Genomic DNA, 14164 nt, shown 5'->3' with positions numbered 1-14164 from the left:
GCGAGGTTGTTCACATGAATACCGCTACCCAACAGATCGCCCTGGTCACCGGTGCCACCCGCGGCATCGGTCTGGAAGCCGTCCGTCAACTGGCCCAGGCCGGCGTGCACACGCTGCTGGCCGGGCGCAAGCGCGACGTCGCCGTGGCCGAGGCGCTCAAGCTGCAGGCCGAAGGCCTGCCGGTCGAAGCGATCCAGCTCGACGTCGGCGATGCCGCCAGCATCGCCGCGGCGGTGCAGACCGTGACCGAGCGTCACGGCCGCCTGGACATCCTGGTCAATAACGCCGGCATCCTGCTCGACGACATCAAACTGGCCCCGTCGGCGCAGACCCTGCAGACCTGGCGCGATACCTTCGACACCAACGTGTTCGCAGTCATCGCCGTCACCCAGGCGTTCCTGCCGCTGATCAACGCGTCGCCGGCCGGTCGCATCGTCAACGTGTCGAGCATCCTCGGCTCGCTGACCCTGCACAGCCAGCCGGGCTCGCCGATCTACGGCTTTGCGGTGCCGGCCTACAACGCCTCCAAGAGCGCGGTGAACGCCTGGACCGTGCAGTTGGCCTATGAGCTGCGCGACAGCACCACCAAGGTCAACACCGTGCACCCGGGCTATGTCAAAACCGACATGAACGGTGGCGAGGGCGAGATCGAGATCAGCGAAGGTGCGCGCTCCAGCGTCGGCATGGCGCTGATCGGTGCAGATGGTCCCAACGGCAGCTTCACCTACCTGGGCGAGGTGCTGCCGTGGTGATCCGCCTGTTGACCGCAGCCGTGACCAGCGCGCTGCTGGCCGGCTGCGTCAGCGTCGGCCCGAACTACAAGGCGCCACCGGCCGAGCCGGTGACCCTGCAGGGGGCCGCCGCGCCGGTGTTCAGCGCCACCTCCCCGGTCGCCAGCTGGTGGGCGCAGTTCGACGATCCGGTGCTGGAGCAGCTGGTGCATGACGCACTGGGTGCCAACCTGGACCTGCGCATCGCGATGTCGCGGGTCCGCGAGGCCCGTGCCGTGTTCGTCGAACAACGCCTGGACCAGCTGCCGCACGTGACCAGCGGTGGCAGCTATGACCGCCGCAAGCAGCCCGACGCCACCGTGGGTGGCGAGCGGGTCTTCAGCGAGACCTACCAGCTCGGCTTCGACGCCGGCTGGGAGCTGGACCTGTTCGGCCGCCAGCGGCGGGCCGCCGAAGCGGCGCGCGCCGATCTCGGCGCCGAGCAGGACAACCTCGCCGATGCGCAGGTCACCGTGGCCGCCGAGGTGGCGCGCAACTACTTCGAACTGCGCGGTACCCAGAAGCGCATCGACGTGGCCAAGCGCACCCTGGTCAACCTGCGCGACACCCAGAAGCTGACCGAAACCCGCTGGGAACTCGGCGCGGGCAGCGAGCTGGACGTGCAGAGCAGCCGGGCGCGCCTGAAGGCGATCGAAGCAGACATCCCGCTGCTGGAAGTGGCCGAGGTGCAGTCGCGCCACCGTCTGGCGGTGCTGCTGGGTCAGCGCCCGGATGCACTGGACAGCGTGCTGCAGCCGCGCGAGGTGCCGGCGTATGCCAAGGCATTGCCGCTCGGCGATACCACCGATCTGCTGCGTCAGCGTGCCGACGTGCGCGTGGCCGAACGTCGGCTCGCCGCAGCGACGGCGCGTGTCGGCGTGGCCACCGCCGACCTGTTCCCGCGGATCAGCCTGAGCGGCTTCGTCGGCTTCCTGTCCGGCGATGCCAGCGGCCTGGTCAACGGCAGCAACAAGGCATGGTCGGTGACGCCGTCGATCAGCTGGGCCGCGTTCGACTTCGGCACGGTCAAGGCCCGTCTGCGGGCCAGCAAGGCCCAAGCCGACGGCGCCGCCGCCGAGTACGAGAAGGCGGTGCTGCTGGCGCTGGAAGACACCGAGAACGCGTTGACCCGCTACGCCAAGCAGCAGGCGCGGTTGTCGATCGTCGCCGAGCAGGCGCAGGCCGCGCGGCGTGCCGAGCAGCTCGCGCAGATCCGCTACCGCGAAGGGTCCGAGGACTTCCTGACCCTGCTCGACGCGCAGCGCACCCAGCTGGCAGCCGATGACGCGCTCGCCGAGGCCGAATCCACGGTCAACGTCAGCGTCGTCGGTGTGTACAAGGCGCTGGGCGGGTGGGGTCAGCAGCAGGCAAGCGCGGCCGTGGCAGTGGTCCCGTCGAACCGCTGAGAAGACCACGACGACCGGGAGCCCCGATGGGCTCCCGGCCGTTGTCGGGCGTAGGAATATGCCGTGATCTTGCGTAGCGGGCGTGCCGATGGCGACAGATGACGGCATTGCCTCTGCCCGCCGTGGGGGCGCCGGTGCTACAAGCCGGTAACCCTTCAGGAGTCGCCGACATGCCGCAGCCGAAACCGTCCTTCTTACAACTGGCCTATGGCGATCCCGGCCTTGCCGACGCCGGGCTGTCCCTGGGTGTGGTGGTCCTGCTGGTAGTGGGTGCCCTGGTGGTGGCCGTGGCGTTCATCCGCATGAACGACGCGCTGCTGGACATGGGGCTGCTCGGCACGGGCGTCTTCCTGGCCATCGGTGCGCGCATCTACCAGGCACGCAACCAGCACCACGCACTGCATCGCCTGATCGAGCGCAGCCTGCAGCGCCGCTGAGCCTCAGGGCCACACGGTCGCCGGCGCCCGCCCATCATCGCCGCGCATGCGCACGATGCAGAACCGATGCCCGGTTGGCGCTTCCATCACCCACCAGCGTTTGACGAAACCGATGCGGCGCGCGCCCAGTTTCTCCAGGCGCTCGGCTTCGGCATCGATGTCGTCGCTTTCGATGTCCAGATGCACGCGCGAGGCGTGCGTTACCCGCTGTACCTCGACATTCAGACCGGCCGGTGCCCCTTCCAGGTCGGCATACTCCGCGCCGTCCTCGGCACGGGCGGGGGCGGCGCGGTAGCCCAGCGCCGCCGACCAGAAGGCGGCGGCGTCATCGGCAGGGCTGTCCTGGCAATCGATGATGAATCCGGCCAGACGGCTGCGATGGGGCATGGTCCTGTCCTCGTTGGAAAATGGGGACCTCTATCGCACCGTCGCCATCGACGCGATGTGATGCCGCTGGACCGCCCGTGGGCCGTCCGGCGGGGGCGTTACCTGCCCGCGGCAGCGGTGGGCGCGGCAGCACGCAGCTCCGCCTGCACCGGGTAGTGGTCCGAGGGCAGCAGGCCGCCGGGCGTCTGGTCCAGCGTGCTGAAGCGGTCCACGGTGAAGCCGCGCACCAGGATCCAGTCCAGCTCCACCGTCGGCTTGCCGGTGAAGTCGTGGAAAGTCAGGCGCGGGCCATCGACCTTGCCGGCGAGTCTGCGTGCGTCGCCGAGTGCGGCGGTGAACGTCTTGTAGGTGTCGCTGCCGGGCTCGCTGTTGAAATCGCCGGTGACCACCACCGGGATGTCCTTGGGCAGCGACGCCAGCCGCGAAACGATCAGCTTCGCGCCGAGCACCCGGCGCGGCTCATCCTCATCGCGGTAGGGCAGGTGGGTGTTGAACAGATAGAAGCGCTGGCCGTCGGCCTGCCGCTGGAACAGCGCCCAGGTCACCATGCGCGGGAACAGGTTGCCCCAGGTGATGCTGCCCGGCACATCCGGGGTATCGGACAGCCAGAAGTCGCCGGATTCCAGCACCTTCAGGCGCGCCGTGTCGTACAGCACGCCCATGTGTTCGTCGCCGTTGCCGCCGCGGCGGTCCTTGCCGAACAGCGCGTAGCCCGGCAGGTGTGCGACCAGATACTCGCCCTGTTTCCGCACCAGTTCCTGCGTACCGATCACCTCGGGCTTCTGCTCGCGGATCAGCGTGACCATCGCATCGCGACGGTCCTCCCAGCGCTTGCCCGGGTCGGTATCGGCAGGCGTACGGACGTTGAACGACATGACCTTCAACGCGGCCGGGGCCTGCGCCCAGGCAGTGCCCAGCGGGGCGGCGACCATCATCAGCGCCAGCAGCGCGGGCCGACGGAAACGAGACAGCATGTGGAATCCCTCCATTCCATGAAAACGTTCTCAAAGGGTCGCATGGAAGCAGGGAGAAAGGCTATGCGGGACATGGCGGATCGCGGGCGAACCGACCCGGACAGCGCGCATGGCCTCTGCGCCGTATCGCCGCCCACCGCCGATGCCGCTCAATTGGAGAGCAGGACCATCCCGATCGTGATGTTGATCAGCGAGCCCAGCACCAGCACCCACGCGGTGGACAGGATCGTGTTCACCCAGGAGCGCTGCAGCGCCACCTTCAGCCACACGGCCTGCACCGCCACATACCAGAGCGCGGCGATCACGCCGACGGTGACGCCGAGCGTGGTCGACAGCGCGCCAGGCAATCGCACGAATACCATGCTGGTGGACAGGGCCACCGCGAACGGTGCGGTCAGATAGCACTGCATGAAGAACGGACGGCGCAGCGACTCGCGGGTCATCGGCAGCTGCTTGCGCCGCAGCAGATGCGTGGTGGTTACCAGGGGCCAGATCGCGAAGGTGATCGAGCGGTACAGCAGCAGGCTTTCCTCATTGCCGAACACTGAGCGCGACAGTACCCCGGTCCCCACGATCTGCTGGTGCATCATCAGCTCCACCCCGTGCGCCACCAGCACTGACAGCATCAGGAACATCGGCGGACTGATCGCATCGTCGAACTGCCGGTCCAGCTTCTGCGTCAGCTCGGTGTTGACGTACTGCGCCATCCGGCGCGGATGCACGACCACCCGATACAGGGTGCGCGGAAAGAACAGAAACCAGGTGCACAGCTCGTACAGGAATTCTTCAAGCGACCGCAGGAGCTTGAGGAAGTCCATCGGCGTCAGCGCACGCCGACGGTCAGCGTGAACGGCACTGTCTCACCCCGACGCCCCGACGCACGCATCTGGTAGACCTGTACCGTGTAGCTGCCGCTGGCGGGCAGGGCGCCGCGCCAGGGCATCCCGACACTGCCCTGGCCCAGTGCTTCGGCGCTGCCGGGCTGTTTGCCGGGCGCGAACACATTGAAGTTGGCATTGCTGCTGCCGGCGATCGATACGGTCATGGTCTGCCCAGCCTTGGCGACCAGCGCGTAGCGCGCATCGTCGCGCCCTGTGAACCGTCCTTTCAACGTGGCGCTGCTGGCGCCCTTGGCGAAATGGATGGGCGTGGCGGTGGGCGCGGAAGTGGGCTGCGCGGACAGCGGGGCCGCGGCAAGCAGAGTGGCGAGGGCGAGCAGGCGAAGGGCGGTCATGGCGGTTCCGGGCAGGTGGCAGGCCGCACCAGCATCATGGGTGGGGCATCAACGGGCTGTGGAGATGCTGCAACGACTGGCCGGTGATGGCGGTCATGCAGGGCACCGCCCAGCCCCCAGCCTTGAGGCTGGCAATGAACAAAGCCGCATTCTCCGTAATCGACATCCGCTGCGCTACGCCGCAGGACAAGGCCTAGCGCGGCGATTGATACAGTTGTCCAGCACGAACCTGCCCGCGCGGATCAGATCAACGTGTGGGTGCAGGCCACCGCATCCCACGTGCTGCACCACGTAACGGGGGCCCCGCGTCGTTCACCTGCATGGCCGAACCGACAGGACGCTGGCGGTCACGGCGTCGATGTCCACCCGGTAGTTTGCGTGGTCGCGCCTGCGGCTGCAGATGCAGATGAAGGTACCCGGCGACGCATGCGCCGGGTGCTCGAACCACAGATAGGTGACCGCCTCGGCGTTGCCGTTGATCATGAGTTCGCCCGGCACCCTGGTGAACTTCCGCTTGTCGCCGGCGACGACGTACAGCGTCGCGTCGAGCCCTTCGGCATCGTGGTTCCACAAGACGGCCAGGTGCTGGCGATCGGGAGCAACCATGACCAGAAGCCCGAGGTGGTTTGCAAGGCGCAGCAGCTCACCTTCCCAGCGCCAGCACACCTCAATGACCTTGCTGGGTTCCCAGCCCAAGCCGATCATCCGGTCCAGGGTCATGCGTGCATCGATGACCCTGCCGTCTGCCCGGATACGCGCAAGCTCGCTGATCACAACCATTTACTCCAACAGGTGGGGGATCCGGCGGAGATCGATGTCGCCAGGGTCGGCCGGGTGCTACGGTCCAGAACTATCGTGAGCGCCTCTGCAGCCCCCGTCGTTCCGCGCGGGCAGGCCGCCGCCATAGGGTACGCATGGCGGCCTGTTCTCGATGAATGAGCGTCGTTGCGATGCGATGAGCGATCTCCCTCAACTCGACACGCTCACTCTTCAAGTCCATGAGGTGCCGCTGCGCAGGATGCCGCATGGTCCAGGCAGGATGTTCGTGCAGACGCATGGCTCCGGCAAGCTGCTGATGAACTTTGCCGACGGTCTGAATGAGTGGGGCAAATCTCTGGCACTCACCGAAGCGCAATAGAAAGATTTGGGTCGGTAAGCGTTTCACAACGCACTGCCGGACCTGGAGCGCATCTCAACGGGACGGCTCTCATCCTGGACCAGATGGAAGGCCAATACCCCACAGTACATAGGGCAGCGTCGCTCAGCGGCATAGGGGTATCGGGTTTTGGGGTAGGGCGGACACCCTTTGGATATACCCCCAAGCATCTCATGGGGTGCAACGTACAACCCCGGACAACAAAAAAGCCGGAACCCCTTGTTTGATGAGGGATTCCGGCTTTCTGCGGCCCTTGCGGGACCATCTAATGGTGGAGGTGGGCGGAATTGAACCGCCGTCCGAAGGCACTCCATCCCCGGTACTACATGCTTAGCTCACCGTTGGATCTCATCCTGTGGCAGCACGGTGTGCAAAGCGCACCCCAGGACCAGCCTGCTTTAGTTAAGTCGTGACTGACAGGCAGCCATCACAACCGGTTCCGTGATAATGACCCTACACCTACGAGCACGGGCACAAGTAGGTTCGGGGGTTCGCCTTAGGCGGCTGTAGAACTAAACGCTAAAGCTGTTTTTAGGCAGCGATTGCGAAGTCGTTCGAACCGTAGTTGTCGTCGTTGGCAACTAGAAGTTTGCTGCTGGATTAACGAGGAAAGCGGCCCCCTCGGCATGCACCAAGTAACTTCACAACCCCCGTCGAAACCAATGCACCCCCGGTTTCTTCAAGAACAGTAAGGTTTTCAAACCTTCGACCTTGTCCGAAGACAGCGCCGCAGGTTCACCTGACACCGCGAATCCTACGCCTATTTGGCTGAACAGTCACGTTGGGCCGTTTCCTTCTACCATGCCCCCAGCTCTTCTCCACTGGACCTCCCATGCTGCTGCCAGGACGCCGGCCCCCCTTCGACGCACGTATCAGCGCGCCGCGTGTGCCTGCCCCGTTGAGTGTGTCCCACCTGGAGCCGGGCGGCATTGTGCTGTCCGAGGGGCTGGCGCGGCAGACGATACCGTTCGATGACCACGGGCCGCGCTGCGACAACCCGGCCTTGTTCGATGCGCTGCGGAAGCTGAACGCAGACGGGATTCCGTTCCAGTACCAGCCGCAGGTGGTGGATGCGCCGGCACGGCTGATGGCGTGGTGGCAGGAGACCGGCCGGCTGGCGGACACCTTCTCGGAAATCGCCTGGCTGTCGCCGGAGCAGTGGCGCATCACCTCCATCCCGGTGCCGGTGCAAGGGGTGATGGGCTGGGACGGACGCGCAGGTCCCTTCGCGGGCTGAGTCAACAGCCGCAGCGCGGGCAGGGGCGTCCCGATGGGCGCACCGCGCGGGGGACCGCCGCGCACGCGCGCGCTCAGTCTTCCTGCAACTGCTCGAAGCGCATGGCGAGGTAGTCGATCAGTGCACGCACTGCCGGCAGCAGGCCCCGGCGTGAGGGGAATACCGCGTGCACGATGCCGTGGTGCGGCTGCCAGTCGGGCAGCAGGCGGACCAGGCGGCCATCGGCCAGTTCGTCGCAGATCATCATCGTGGGCAGCATCAGGATGCCCACGCCGGCGACGGCGGCTGCGCGCAGCGCGACCATGTCGTCGCTGACCATGCGCGGCACGTGGTGGACCAGCGCCACGGCGCCGTCGGCGGCGGTCAACTGCCAGGCATGGACCTGGTGCGCGGCGCTGAGGTCAACGCTGGGGAAGTGCGCAAGGTCGGCCGGTACGGTGGGCACCGGCGTGTGGGCGAACAGCGACGGGCTGGCCGCCACGCACCAGTTGCGGGTGGCCAGTACGCGCACAATCAGGTCGCTGTCGGCCAGCGGCGGCGGCCGGACCCGGATGGCGATGTCCAGGCCTTCGCCGATCACATCCACGCGCCGGTTGGTGGCGTCCAGGTGCAGCGAGACTTTCGGGTGTTCGGCCAGGAAGTCGGCCAGCATCACCCCCATGCGCGCATGCAGGATGGCGACCGGCACCGCGATGCGTACCGTGCCACGCGGCTCGGCGCGCGACAGGGCGATCGCCTCTTCCGCCGCTTCGGCTTCGACCAGCATCGCCTTGCAGTGCGCATAGTACTGCTGGCCCACCTCGGTGACAGAGAAGCGGCGGGTGGAGCGGTGGATCAGGCGGACACCGAGCCGTTCCTCAAGCAGGGCGATGCGACGGCTGAGTTTGGACTTGGGAATGCCCAGCGCCCGCCCGGCCGGGGCGAAGCCGCCATGCTCGACCACATGCGCGTAGTAGGAGAGATCGTTGAGGTCGAGGGTGCTCATGTCGAGCATCGTTCGTCTGGTGGGACGCTGAGGATAGAACCTGTTGGCTACCGGGTCCATCGTTCCGTGAATAGTCTGGATCGCATGGTTCGGCAGCCTACCGGCCAGCCCCAGACACCCGAGGACCGCCAGATGAGCACCCCCGCCAACTTCAACAACGCCGCCCCCGTGATCGACCCGGCCAATGCGGCCATGCTGTTGATCGACCACCAGAGCGGCCTGTTCCAGACCGTGCACGATATGCCGATGCCAACGTTGCGCGCCCATGCCACCGCGCTGGCGCAGATGGCGACGCTGACGAAGATGCCCGTGATCACCACCGCATCGGTGCCGCAGGGGCCGAACGGGCCGTTGATTCCGGAGATCCACGCCGCCGCGTCGCATGCGCAGTACGTGGCGCGCCGCGGCGAAATCAACGCCTGGGACAATCCCGACTTCGTTGCTGCGGTGAAGGCGACCGGTCGCCGCCAGCTGATCATCGCCGGCACCATCACCAGTGTCTGCATGGCGTTCCCGTCTATCGCCGCGGTTGCCGACGGGTACCAGGTATTCGCCGTGATCGACGCCTCCGGCACCTATTCCAAGATGGCGCAGGAAATCACCCTGGCACGGGTAGTGCAGGCCGGCGTGGTGCCGATGGACACTGCCGCGGTCGCCTCGGAACTGCAGAAGACCTGGCACCGCGAGGATGCGGCGCAGTGGGCGCAGATCTACACGCAGATCTTCCCGGCCTACCAGCTGTTGATCGAGAGCCATGCCAAGGCGCAGGACGTGGCGTTGCGCCAGGAAGTGCTGGATTCGCAGCGCGGGTAGGACCCCGCGCCTGGGTGGGCCTGCCGAACACGGCCGGCCCCGACCGGCTCAGCCGCGCGGGCCGTGCTCGCGCAGGCGGCGGCTGTCCGCCTGGTGACGGGCCTTTTCCTTGCGCACGCGGTTGTGCTCGTTGCGCAGCGCCGATGCCTGCTTGCGGACTTCCGGCTCGGTCTGCTGCATCAGCGTCTGCAGTCGCGCGATCAGGACGGCCTGTTCGCGGCTGGGGGCGGCGTCGCCCAGATCGCGTCGCACGTTGCGCAGCAGGTAGGTCAGCACCTTCAGCAGGGCGGCGGGGTCCATCGTGCGGGTGAGTTCGGAAAACACGAACTCCAGGGCGGCCACATCGGCCGTGAGGTCGGCGACTGCGTCTGCCGGGTGCGCCGAAGCCTGGGTTTGTTCGAGGGTCACGCGCCGTTCCTGTGCTGTATTGAGGATGGATTCTGACACTTGTAAGGCCCGCGCAGGGGATCGGCCTGCACGGTCTCCTGCAACGCCGCCTCAACGGCGCGATTGCCAGCGCTGCACGGCCATGCCGGCCAGCATCGCGGGACGAACCACAGCGCCTCCAGCGCGCCGATGCCCAGCCCGACCAGGGCCGGTCCCGGACAGCAGCCGGTCAGGCCCCGGCCCACGCCGAACAGGGCGGCGCCGGCGGGGTCAGGCGTCGCGGTTGTGGCGGCGCATGGTGCGCGACTTTTCGCGGGCCCAGTCGCGGTCCTTTTCGGCATCGCGCTTGTCGTGGGTCTGCTTGCCCTTGGCCAGGGCGATTTCCAGCTTGATCTTGTTCTTGCTCCAGTACATCGCGGTGGGCACGATGGTGTAGCCGTCGCGCTGGACCTTGCCGATCAGCTTGTCGATCTCGCTGCGGTGCAGAAGCAGCTTGCGCTCGCGCCGGTCGTTGGCCACCACGTGGGTGGAGGCCTGGATCAACGGGGTGATCTGCGCACCGATCAGGTAGATTTCGCCGTCACGCACGTAGGCGTAGGCATCGATGATGTTGCCGCGCCCGGCACGGATCGACTTGACCTCCCAGCCCTGCAGGGCCAGGCCGGCTTCGAAACGGTCCTCGATGTGGTACTCGTGGCGGGCACGCTTGTTGAGCGCGATGGTTTTGTTGGCCGTCGCGTTCTTTGCTTTATCCTTGCCGCTGTTCTTGCTCATGTCCGTATTGTCTCCGATTCGGGCCTCCCCGGTCGATTCATCAGCACACCAGTACCGCCGCATGCCAACTATCCGCCGTAGTGCCCTGGTCGAACATTCGGCTGCCCGTATGTTCGACCTGGTCAATGATATTGACGCCTATCCGCGCCGCTTCCGCTGGTGCTCGGCCTCGCAGATCCTGGAATCCGCTCCGGATCGCCTGGTGGCGCGCCTGGACCTGGGTCTGGGTTCGTTCTCGACCTGGTTCATGACCGAGAACGCGTTGCAGCGACCGTGCAGCATCGACATGCAGCTGCGCGATGGTCCGTTCAAGCGCCTGCATGGGCGCTGGGAATTCCATGCACTTGCCGAGGATGCCTGCAAGGTGACCCTCACGCTGGAGTTCGAACCGAACTCCCGCCTGCTCGGGCCGGCGCTCGCGCTGGGCTTCCAGGGCCTGGCAGACCGCATGGTCAATGATTTCGTTCGTGTCGCCGACGAGCAGGACTGAACGATGATCCGGGTGGAGGTGGTGCTGGCCTGGCCGGACCGTGCCGAGGTCCGCGCGCTGTCCCTGTGCGAAGGGGCCACCGTCGGCGATGCGATCCAGGCGGCGGCGATCGAGGGCAGTGCGCAGTGCCCGGCGGTGGCCGTGCATGGCCTGCTGGCGACCGCCACGCAGGTGCTGCACGACGGCGACCGGGTCGAGCTGCTGCGCCCCCTGCTGGCCGACCCCAAGGACAACCGCCGCCGGCGCGCGGGCGCCGGCCGCTGATTGCCGTGCCGCGGGGCCTCAGCGGCCGCGCTGCTTCTTCTTGTCCTTGGCCAGGTTGCGGCCGAACTGGCGGATGCTGGTGCGGGCGAGTTCGGCGTCCTGGTTCGGGAAGTAGTCGCCCTCCCAGCGGGTCACCAGGTCGTTCTCGAAGAACACCGTGAAGTTCTTCACTTCAGTGTTGCCCAGCCGGTTGATGCGCTGGCTGGCGGTGTAGTCCCAGCGCTGGGCGTGGAACGGGTCGGGAATGGAGGGAGTGCCGAGCAGGGCATTGACCTGCTGCTTGCTCTGACCCACCTGCAGCTGACCGACGGCCTGCTCCCGGATCAGGTTGCCCTGATAGATGGGTTGCTTATAGATGATGCCGCAGCCCGTGGTGGACAGGGCAACGGCGGCGACCAGCAGGAGATTGCGCATCGGGAATGGCGTTTGGGGAAATCGAGTCGATGATACACTCCCGACGTGTCGCCGCGACCCAATCCGAGGCAGCTGGCGCTAAATCGCCAATGAACGGAGAATTATGGAAACCCACGACCTGCGCAAAGTCGGCCTGAAGGTGACCCATCCGCGGATGCGGATCCTTGCCCTGCTTGAGCAGCGCAACGCCCAGCACCACATGACCGCCGAGGACATCTACCGCCAGCTGCTCGAGCACGGCGACGAGATCGGCCTGGCGACGGTGTACCGGGTGCTGACCCAGTTCGAGGCCGCCGGCCTGGTCCTGAAGCACAATTTCGAGGGCGGCCAGGCCGTCTATGAACTCGATCGCGGCGGCCACCACGACCATATGGTCGACGTGGACAGCGGCAAGATCATCGAGTTCGAAAGCCACGAGATCGAGGAGCTGCAGCGCAAGATCGCGGCCGACCACGGTTACGAGCTGGAAGAGCACTCGCTGGTGCTCTACGTGCGCAAGAAGCGCAAGTAACCGCCAGACGGCTGTTACGCGGGTAGCTCCCGCAAGTAGCTCCCGCAAGGCACGGCGCAGGCGTTCCCAACGCCGCTTGCCGGCCGCCCGACCGTCGGCGGCCGTTACGGTGGCCATGCCGTCGGTCGGGGTGCAACGCAGCGACGACCGGGGGTCGTCGCCTGCCGGTTGTCAGGGCCGGTCAGGCCTGCAACAGTTTCCGCGCCGCGGCGCGGGCTTCCTTGGTGACTTCCACCCCGCCCAGCATGCGCGCCAGCTCTTCCTCGCGCGCCCGGGTATCCAGCTTCTCGACCGCGCTCTGGGTCATGCCGTCCACCGGTGCCTTGCTGACCCGGTAATGGGCATGGCCTTTGGAGGCCACCTGCGGCAGATGGGTCACGCACAGCACCTGGCGCTTTTCGCCCAAGGCGCGCAGCTTCTGCCCCACGATGTCGGCCACGGCGCCGCCGATGCCCGAATCCACTTCGTCGAAGACCATCGTCGGCACCGCGTCCAGGCCCAGGGCAGCCACCTCGATCGCCAGCGAGATCCGGGACAGTTCGCCGCCGGAGGCGACCTTGCGCAGGGCGCGGGGAGGCTGGCCGGCATTGGCCGCGACCAGGAACTCGACGCGCTCGGCGCCGTTGGGGTCCGGCTTGGCCACGGCCTGGGGCTCGATGTCGATCAGGAACTGGCCCCCGCCCATGCCCAGCTCGCCGATCAGGTCGGTGGTGGTCTGCGACAGGGCGGCTGCGGCCTGCTGGCGGCTGGCGCTGAGCGCGGCCGCCACGGCCTGCCATTGCCCGCTCGCGCGCTGGATCTCGCCTGCCAGGGCCTGCAGGCGCTCGTCCGCGCCCCGCAGCTGTTCGACCTCGGCGTCCAGTGCGTCACGGTGTTCGCCCAGGGCTTCCATCGGCACCCGATGCTTGCGCGCCAGATCGTGCAGGCGGCCCAGCCGGCGTTCGATGTCCTCGAACTGCTCCGGATCGGCGTCGAGGTCGTCATGGACCCGGTCCAGCAGCGACAGGGCTTCATGCAGCTGGATGGACGCGCTGTCCAGCAGCGCGTCCACCTCGCCCAGGCGGGTGTCGTGTTCGGCCACCCGGGCGAGATCATGCCGGGTCTGCTGCAGCAACTGCAGGACGGACACGTCGTCGTCGCCGTTGAGGCGGCCGGCGGCCACATCGCAGGCGCTGATCAGCGCGCTGGCGTGCGCCTGCCGGCGATGGCTGCTGCCCAGCGCCACGATCGAGGCGGGGTCCAGGTCTTCGCGCTGCAGTTCGCCCAGCTGGTGTTCAAGGAATCCGATGCGGTCGCTCACGTCTCCCTGTTTGGACAGGGCCTCGGCCTCGTCCACCAGTGCCTGCCAGCGGGCCGCCGCCTGGCGGACCTGGCTGCGTTCGGCCTCGTTGCGGGCGTAGGCATCCAGCAGGGCCAGCTGCGAGGGCCGCGACAGCAGGGCCTGCTGTTCGTGCTGGCCGTGGATCTCCACCAGGGTGGCGGCCAGTTCGGTGAGCTGTGACAGGGTGACCGGCCGGCCGTTGATCCAGGCCCGCGAGCCGCCGTCGGCACGGATGATCCGGCGCAGCTGGCACTGGTCCTCGTCGTCGAGCTCGTTGTCGCGCAGCCACTGCCGCGCCGGCGCATCGGCCGGCGGGGCGAATTCGGCCGACAGCTCGGCGCGGGCGGCGCCGTGGCGGACCACGCCGCTGTCGGCGCGCAGCCCGGACAGGAAGCCCAGCGCGTCCACCATCAGCGACTTGCCCGCGCCGGTTTCGCCGCTGACCACGGTCATGCCCGGCCCGAATTCGAGTTCGGTAGCGCGGACGACTGCAAAATCCTTGATCGATAGATGTCTAAGCATGGTCTGAGGTTCGTGAGCCGCGCAAAGCTAGCATGGGCGAGGGGCGGCTCCAATGACTTGCCAACGCCGGGTCCAGCCATTA

Annotated in this window: 19 protein-coding genes and 1 other RNA gene; 9 read left to right on the top strand and 11 right to left on the bottom strand. The window is 67.1% G+C overall.

Annotated features, from left to right (window positions below; all coding sequences use genetic code 11):
• Window positions 1-14: 14 nt before the first annotated feature.
• From GDJ08_RS02880 to GDJ08_RS02870, 3 genes are all read left to right on the top strand, one after another.
• Window positions 15-752 (top strand): SDR family oxidoreductase, encoded by a 738-nt coding sequence (locus GDJ08_RS02880; RefSeq protein ID WP_153164251.1) that lies wholly within the window; start codon window positions 15-17, stop codon window positions 750-752.
• Window positions 746-2176, top strand: coding sequence for an efflux transporter outer membrane subunit (locus GDJ08_RS02875; RefSeq protein WP_017356105.1), 1431 nt, complete (start codon window positions 746-748; stop codon window positions 2174-2176). Before GDJ08_RS02880 ends, GDJ08_RS02875 begins: the two co-directional genes overlap by 7 nt.
• A 170-nt stretch (window positions 2177-2346) precedes the next feature.
• Complete coding sequence (locus GDJ08_RS02870) at window positions 2347-2613, top strand: hypothetical protein (RefSeq protein ID WP_017356106.1); 267 nt, start codon at window positions 2347-2349, stop codon at window positions 2611-2613.
• 3 nt (window positions 2614-2616) lie between these two features.
• Here the strand turns inward: GDJ08_RS02870 and GDJ08_RS02865 are convergent, their stop codons facing one another.
• The 5 genes from GDJ08_RS02865 to GDJ08_RS02845 form a co-directional block, all read right to left on the bottom strand.
• Entirely contained in the window at window positions 2617-3000 is a 384-nt protein-coding gene (locus GDJ08_RS02865; RefSeq protein ID WP_136005906.1) for a VOC family protein, read from the bottom strand.
• Between the two features lie 98 nt (window positions 3001-3098).
• Window positions 3099-3974 (bottom strand): endonuclease/exonuclease/phosphatase family protein, encoded by an 876-nt coding sequence (locus GDJ08_RS02860; protein ID WP_153164250.1) that lies wholly within the window; start codon window positions 3972-3974, stop codon window positions 3099-3101.
• A gap of 149 nt (window positions 3975-4123) precedes the next feature.
• Complete coding sequence (locus GDJ08_RS02855; protein WP_153164249.1) at window positions 4124-4792, bottom strand: hypothetical protein; 669 nt, start codon at window positions 4790-4792, stop codon at window positions 4124-4126.
• Window positions 4793-4797: 5 nt separating this feature from the next.
• Window positions 4798-5208, bottom strand: coding sequence for a g-type lysozyme inhibitor (locus GDJ08_RS02850; protein WP_136005912.1), 411 nt, complete (start codon window positions 5206-5208; stop codon window positions 4798-4800).
• A gap of 312 nt (window positions 5209-5520) precedes the next feature.
• Window positions 5521-5988: a hypothetical protein gene (locus tag GDJ08_RS02845; RefSeq protein ID WP_017356112.1), complete on the bottom strand. Its 468-nt coding sequence runs from the start codon at window positions 5986-5988 to the stop codon at window positions 5521-5523.
• Window positions 5989-6139: 151 nt separating this feature from the next.
• Here GDJ08_RS02845 and GDJ08_RS02840 point away from each other — a divergent pair, with 151 nt between their 5' ends.
• A complete protein-coding gene (locus GDJ08_RS02840) occupies window positions 6140-6346 on the top strand; it encodes a hypothetical protein (protein ID WP_153164248.1) in 207 nt (68 codons plus the stop codon).
• 287 nt (window positions 6347-6633) lie between these two features.
• Here GDJ08_RS02840 and ssrA read toward each other — a convergent pair.
• Window positions 6634-7036: a transfer-messenger RNA gene (ssrA, locus tag GDJ08_RS02835) on the bottom strand.
• Window positions 7037-7196: 160 nt separating this feature from the next.
• Between ssrA and GDJ08_RS02830 the strand changes: the two genes are divergently transcribed.
• On the top strand, window positions 7197-7601 hold the full coding sequence (locus tag GDJ08_RS02830; protein ID WP_136005922.1) for a hypothetical protein: 405 nt from the start codon (window positions 7197-7199) through the stop codon (window positions 7599-7601).
• 73 nt (window positions 7602-7674) lie between these two features.
• On the opposite strand, the gene GDJ08_RS02825 is transcribed toward GDJ08_RS02830, so the two are convergent.
• A complete protein-coding gene (locus GDJ08_RS02825) occupies window positions 7675-8586 on the bottom strand; it encodes a LysR family transcriptional regulator (protein WP_136005925.1) in 912 nt (303 codons plus the stop codon).
• A 132-nt stretch (window positions 8587-8718) separates the two neighbouring features.
• Between GDJ08_RS02825 and GDJ08_RS02820 the strand changes: the two genes are divergently transcribed.
• Window positions 8719-9399 (top strand): isochorismatase family protein, encoded by a 681-nt coding sequence (locus GDJ08_RS02820; RefSeq protein WP_153164247.1) that lies wholly within the window; start codon window positions 8719-8721, stop codon window positions 9397-9399.
• A 48-nt stretch (window positions 9400-9447) separates the two neighbouring features.
• On the opposite strand, the gene GDJ08_RS02815 is transcribed toward GDJ08_RS02820, so the two are convergent.
• On the bottom strand, window positions 9448-9807 hold the full coding sequence (locus GDJ08_RS02815) for a hypothetical protein (RefSeq protein ID WP_017356117.1): 360 nt from the start codon (window positions 9805-9807) through the stop codon (window positions 9448-9450).
• Between the two features lie 249 nt (window positions 9808-10056).
• On the bottom strand, window positions 10057-10560 hold the full coding sequence (smpB, locus tag GDJ08_RS02810) for an SsrA-binding protein SmpB (protein WP_017356119.1): 504 nt from the start codon (window positions 10558-10560) through the stop codon (window positions 10057-10059).
• A gap of 61 nt (window positions 10561-10621) precedes the next feature.
• Between smpB and GDJ08_RS02805 the strand changes: the two genes are divergently transcribed.
• A complete protein-coding gene (locus tag GDJ08_RS02805; RefSeq protein ID WP_026070781.1) occupies window positions 10622-11050 on the top strand; it encodes a type II toxin-antitoxin system RatA family toxin in 429 nt (142 codons plus the stop codon).
• A gap of 3 nt (window positions 11051-11053) precedes the next feature.
• Entirely contained in the window at window positions 11054-11314 is a 261-nt protein-coding gene (locus GDJ08_RS02800; protein WP_136005929.1) for an RnfH family protein, read from the top strand.
• An 18-nt stretch (window positions 11315-11332) separates the two neighbouring features.
• Here GDJ08_RS02800 and GDJ08_RS02795 read toward each other — a convergent pair whose 3' ends face one another.
• Window positions 11333-11728: an outer membrane protein assembly factor BamE gene (locus tag GDJ08_RS02795; RefSeq protein WP_136005931.1), complete on the bottom strand. Its 396-nt coding sequence runs from the start codon at window positions 11726-11728 to the stop codon at window positions 11333-11335.
• A 103-nt stretch (window positions 11729-11831) separates the two neighbouring features.
• Here GDJ08_RS02795 and fur point away from each other — a divergent pair, with 103 nt between their 5' ends.
• Entirely contained in the window at window positions 11832-12239 is a 408-nt protein-coding gene (fur, locus tag GDJ08_RS02790; protein ID WP_005409235.1) for a ferric iron uptake transcriptional regulator, read from the top strand.
• 181 nt (window positions 12240-12420) lie between these two features.
• Here fur and recN read toward each other — a convergent pair whose 3' ends face one another.
• On the bottom strand, window positions 12421-14082 hold the full coding sequence (gene recN, locus GDJ08_RS02785; protein ID WP_136005934.1) for a DNA repair protein RecN: 1662 nt from the start codon (window positions 14080-14082) through the stop codon (window positions 12421-12423).
• Window positions 14083-14164 lie beyond the last annotated feature (82 nt).

Origin of the sequence: Stenotrophomonas nematodicola (assembly GCF_009467805.1) — a bacterium.
Taxonomy (GTDB): domain Bacteria; phylum Pseudomonadota; class Gammaproteobacteria; order Xanthomonadales; family Xanthomonadaceae; genus Stenotrophomonas; species Stenotrophomonas nematodicola.
Note: the sequence above shows the minus strand (reverse complement) of the source record. Positions and strands in the feature narration are given on the sequence as shown.

Coding starts and splice junctions, on each gene's coding strand:
- GDJ08_RS02880 (WP_153164251.1), top strand. CDS start 15: ATGAATACCGCTACCCAACAGATCGCCCTGGTCACCGGTGCCACCCGC.
- GDJ08_RS02795 (WP_136005931.1), bottom strand. CDS start 11,728: ATGCGCAATCTCCTGCTGGTCGCCGCCGTTGCCCTGTCCACCACGGGC.
- smpB (WP_017356119.1), bottom strand. CDS start 10,560: ATGAGCAAGAACAGCGGCAAGGATAAAGCAAAGAACGCGACGGCCAAC.
- GDJ08_RS02830 (WP_136005922.1), top strand. CDS start 7,197: ATGCTGCTGCCAGGACGCCGGCCCCCCTTCGACGCACGTATCAGCGCG.
- GDJ08_RS02825 (WP_136005925.1), bottom strand. CDS start 8,586: ATGAGCACCCTCGACCTCAACGATCTCTCCTACTACGCGCATGTGGTC.
- fur (WP_005409235.1), top strand. CDS start 11,832: ATGGAAACCCACGACCTGCGCAAAGTCGGCCTGAAGGTGACCCATCCG.
- GDJ08_RS02860 (WP_153164250.1), bottom strand. CDS start 3,974: ATGCTGTCTCGTTTCCGTCGGCCCGCGCTGCTGGCGCTGATGATGGTC.
- GDJ08_RS02805 (WP_026070781.1), top strand. CDS start 10,622: ATGCCAACTATCCGCCGTAGTGCCCTGGTCGAACATTCGGCTGCCCGT.
- recN (WP_136005934.1), bottom strand. CDS start 14,082: ATGCTTAGACATCTATCGATCAAGGATTTTGCAGTCGTCCGCGCTACC.
- GDJ08_RS02870 (WP_017356106.1), top strand. CDS start 2,347: ATGCCGCAGCCGAAACCGTCCTTCTTACAACTGGCCTATGGCGATCCC.
- GDJ08_RS02865 (WP_136005906.1), bottom strand. CDS start 3,000: ATGCCCCATCGCAGCCGTCTGGCCGGATTCATCATCGATTGCCAGGAC.
- GDJ08_RS02845 (WP_017356112.1), bottom strand. CDS start 5,988: ATGGTTGTGATCAGCGAGCTTGCGCGTATCCGGGCAGACGGCAGGGTC.
- GDJ08_RS02800 (WP_136005929.1), top strand. CDS start 11,054: ATGATCCGGGTGGAGGTGGTGCTGGCCTGGCCGGACCGTGCCGAGGTC.
- GDJ08_RS02855 (WP_153164249.1), bottom strand. CDS start 4,792: ATGGACTTCCTCAAGCTCCTGCGGTCGCTTGAAGAATTCCTGTACGAG.
- GDJ08_RS02850 (WP_136005912.1), bottom strand. CDS start 5,208: ATGACCGCCCTTCGCCTGCTCGCCCTCGCCACTCTGCTTGCCGCGGCC.
- GDJ08_RS02820 (WP_153164247.1), top strand. CDS start 8,719: ATGAGCACCCCCGCCAACTTCAACAACGCCGCCCCCGTGATCGACCCG.
- GDJ08_RS02840 (WP_153164248.1), top strand. CDS start 6,140: ATGAATGAGCGTCGTTGCGATGCGATGAGCGATCTCCCTCAACTCGAC.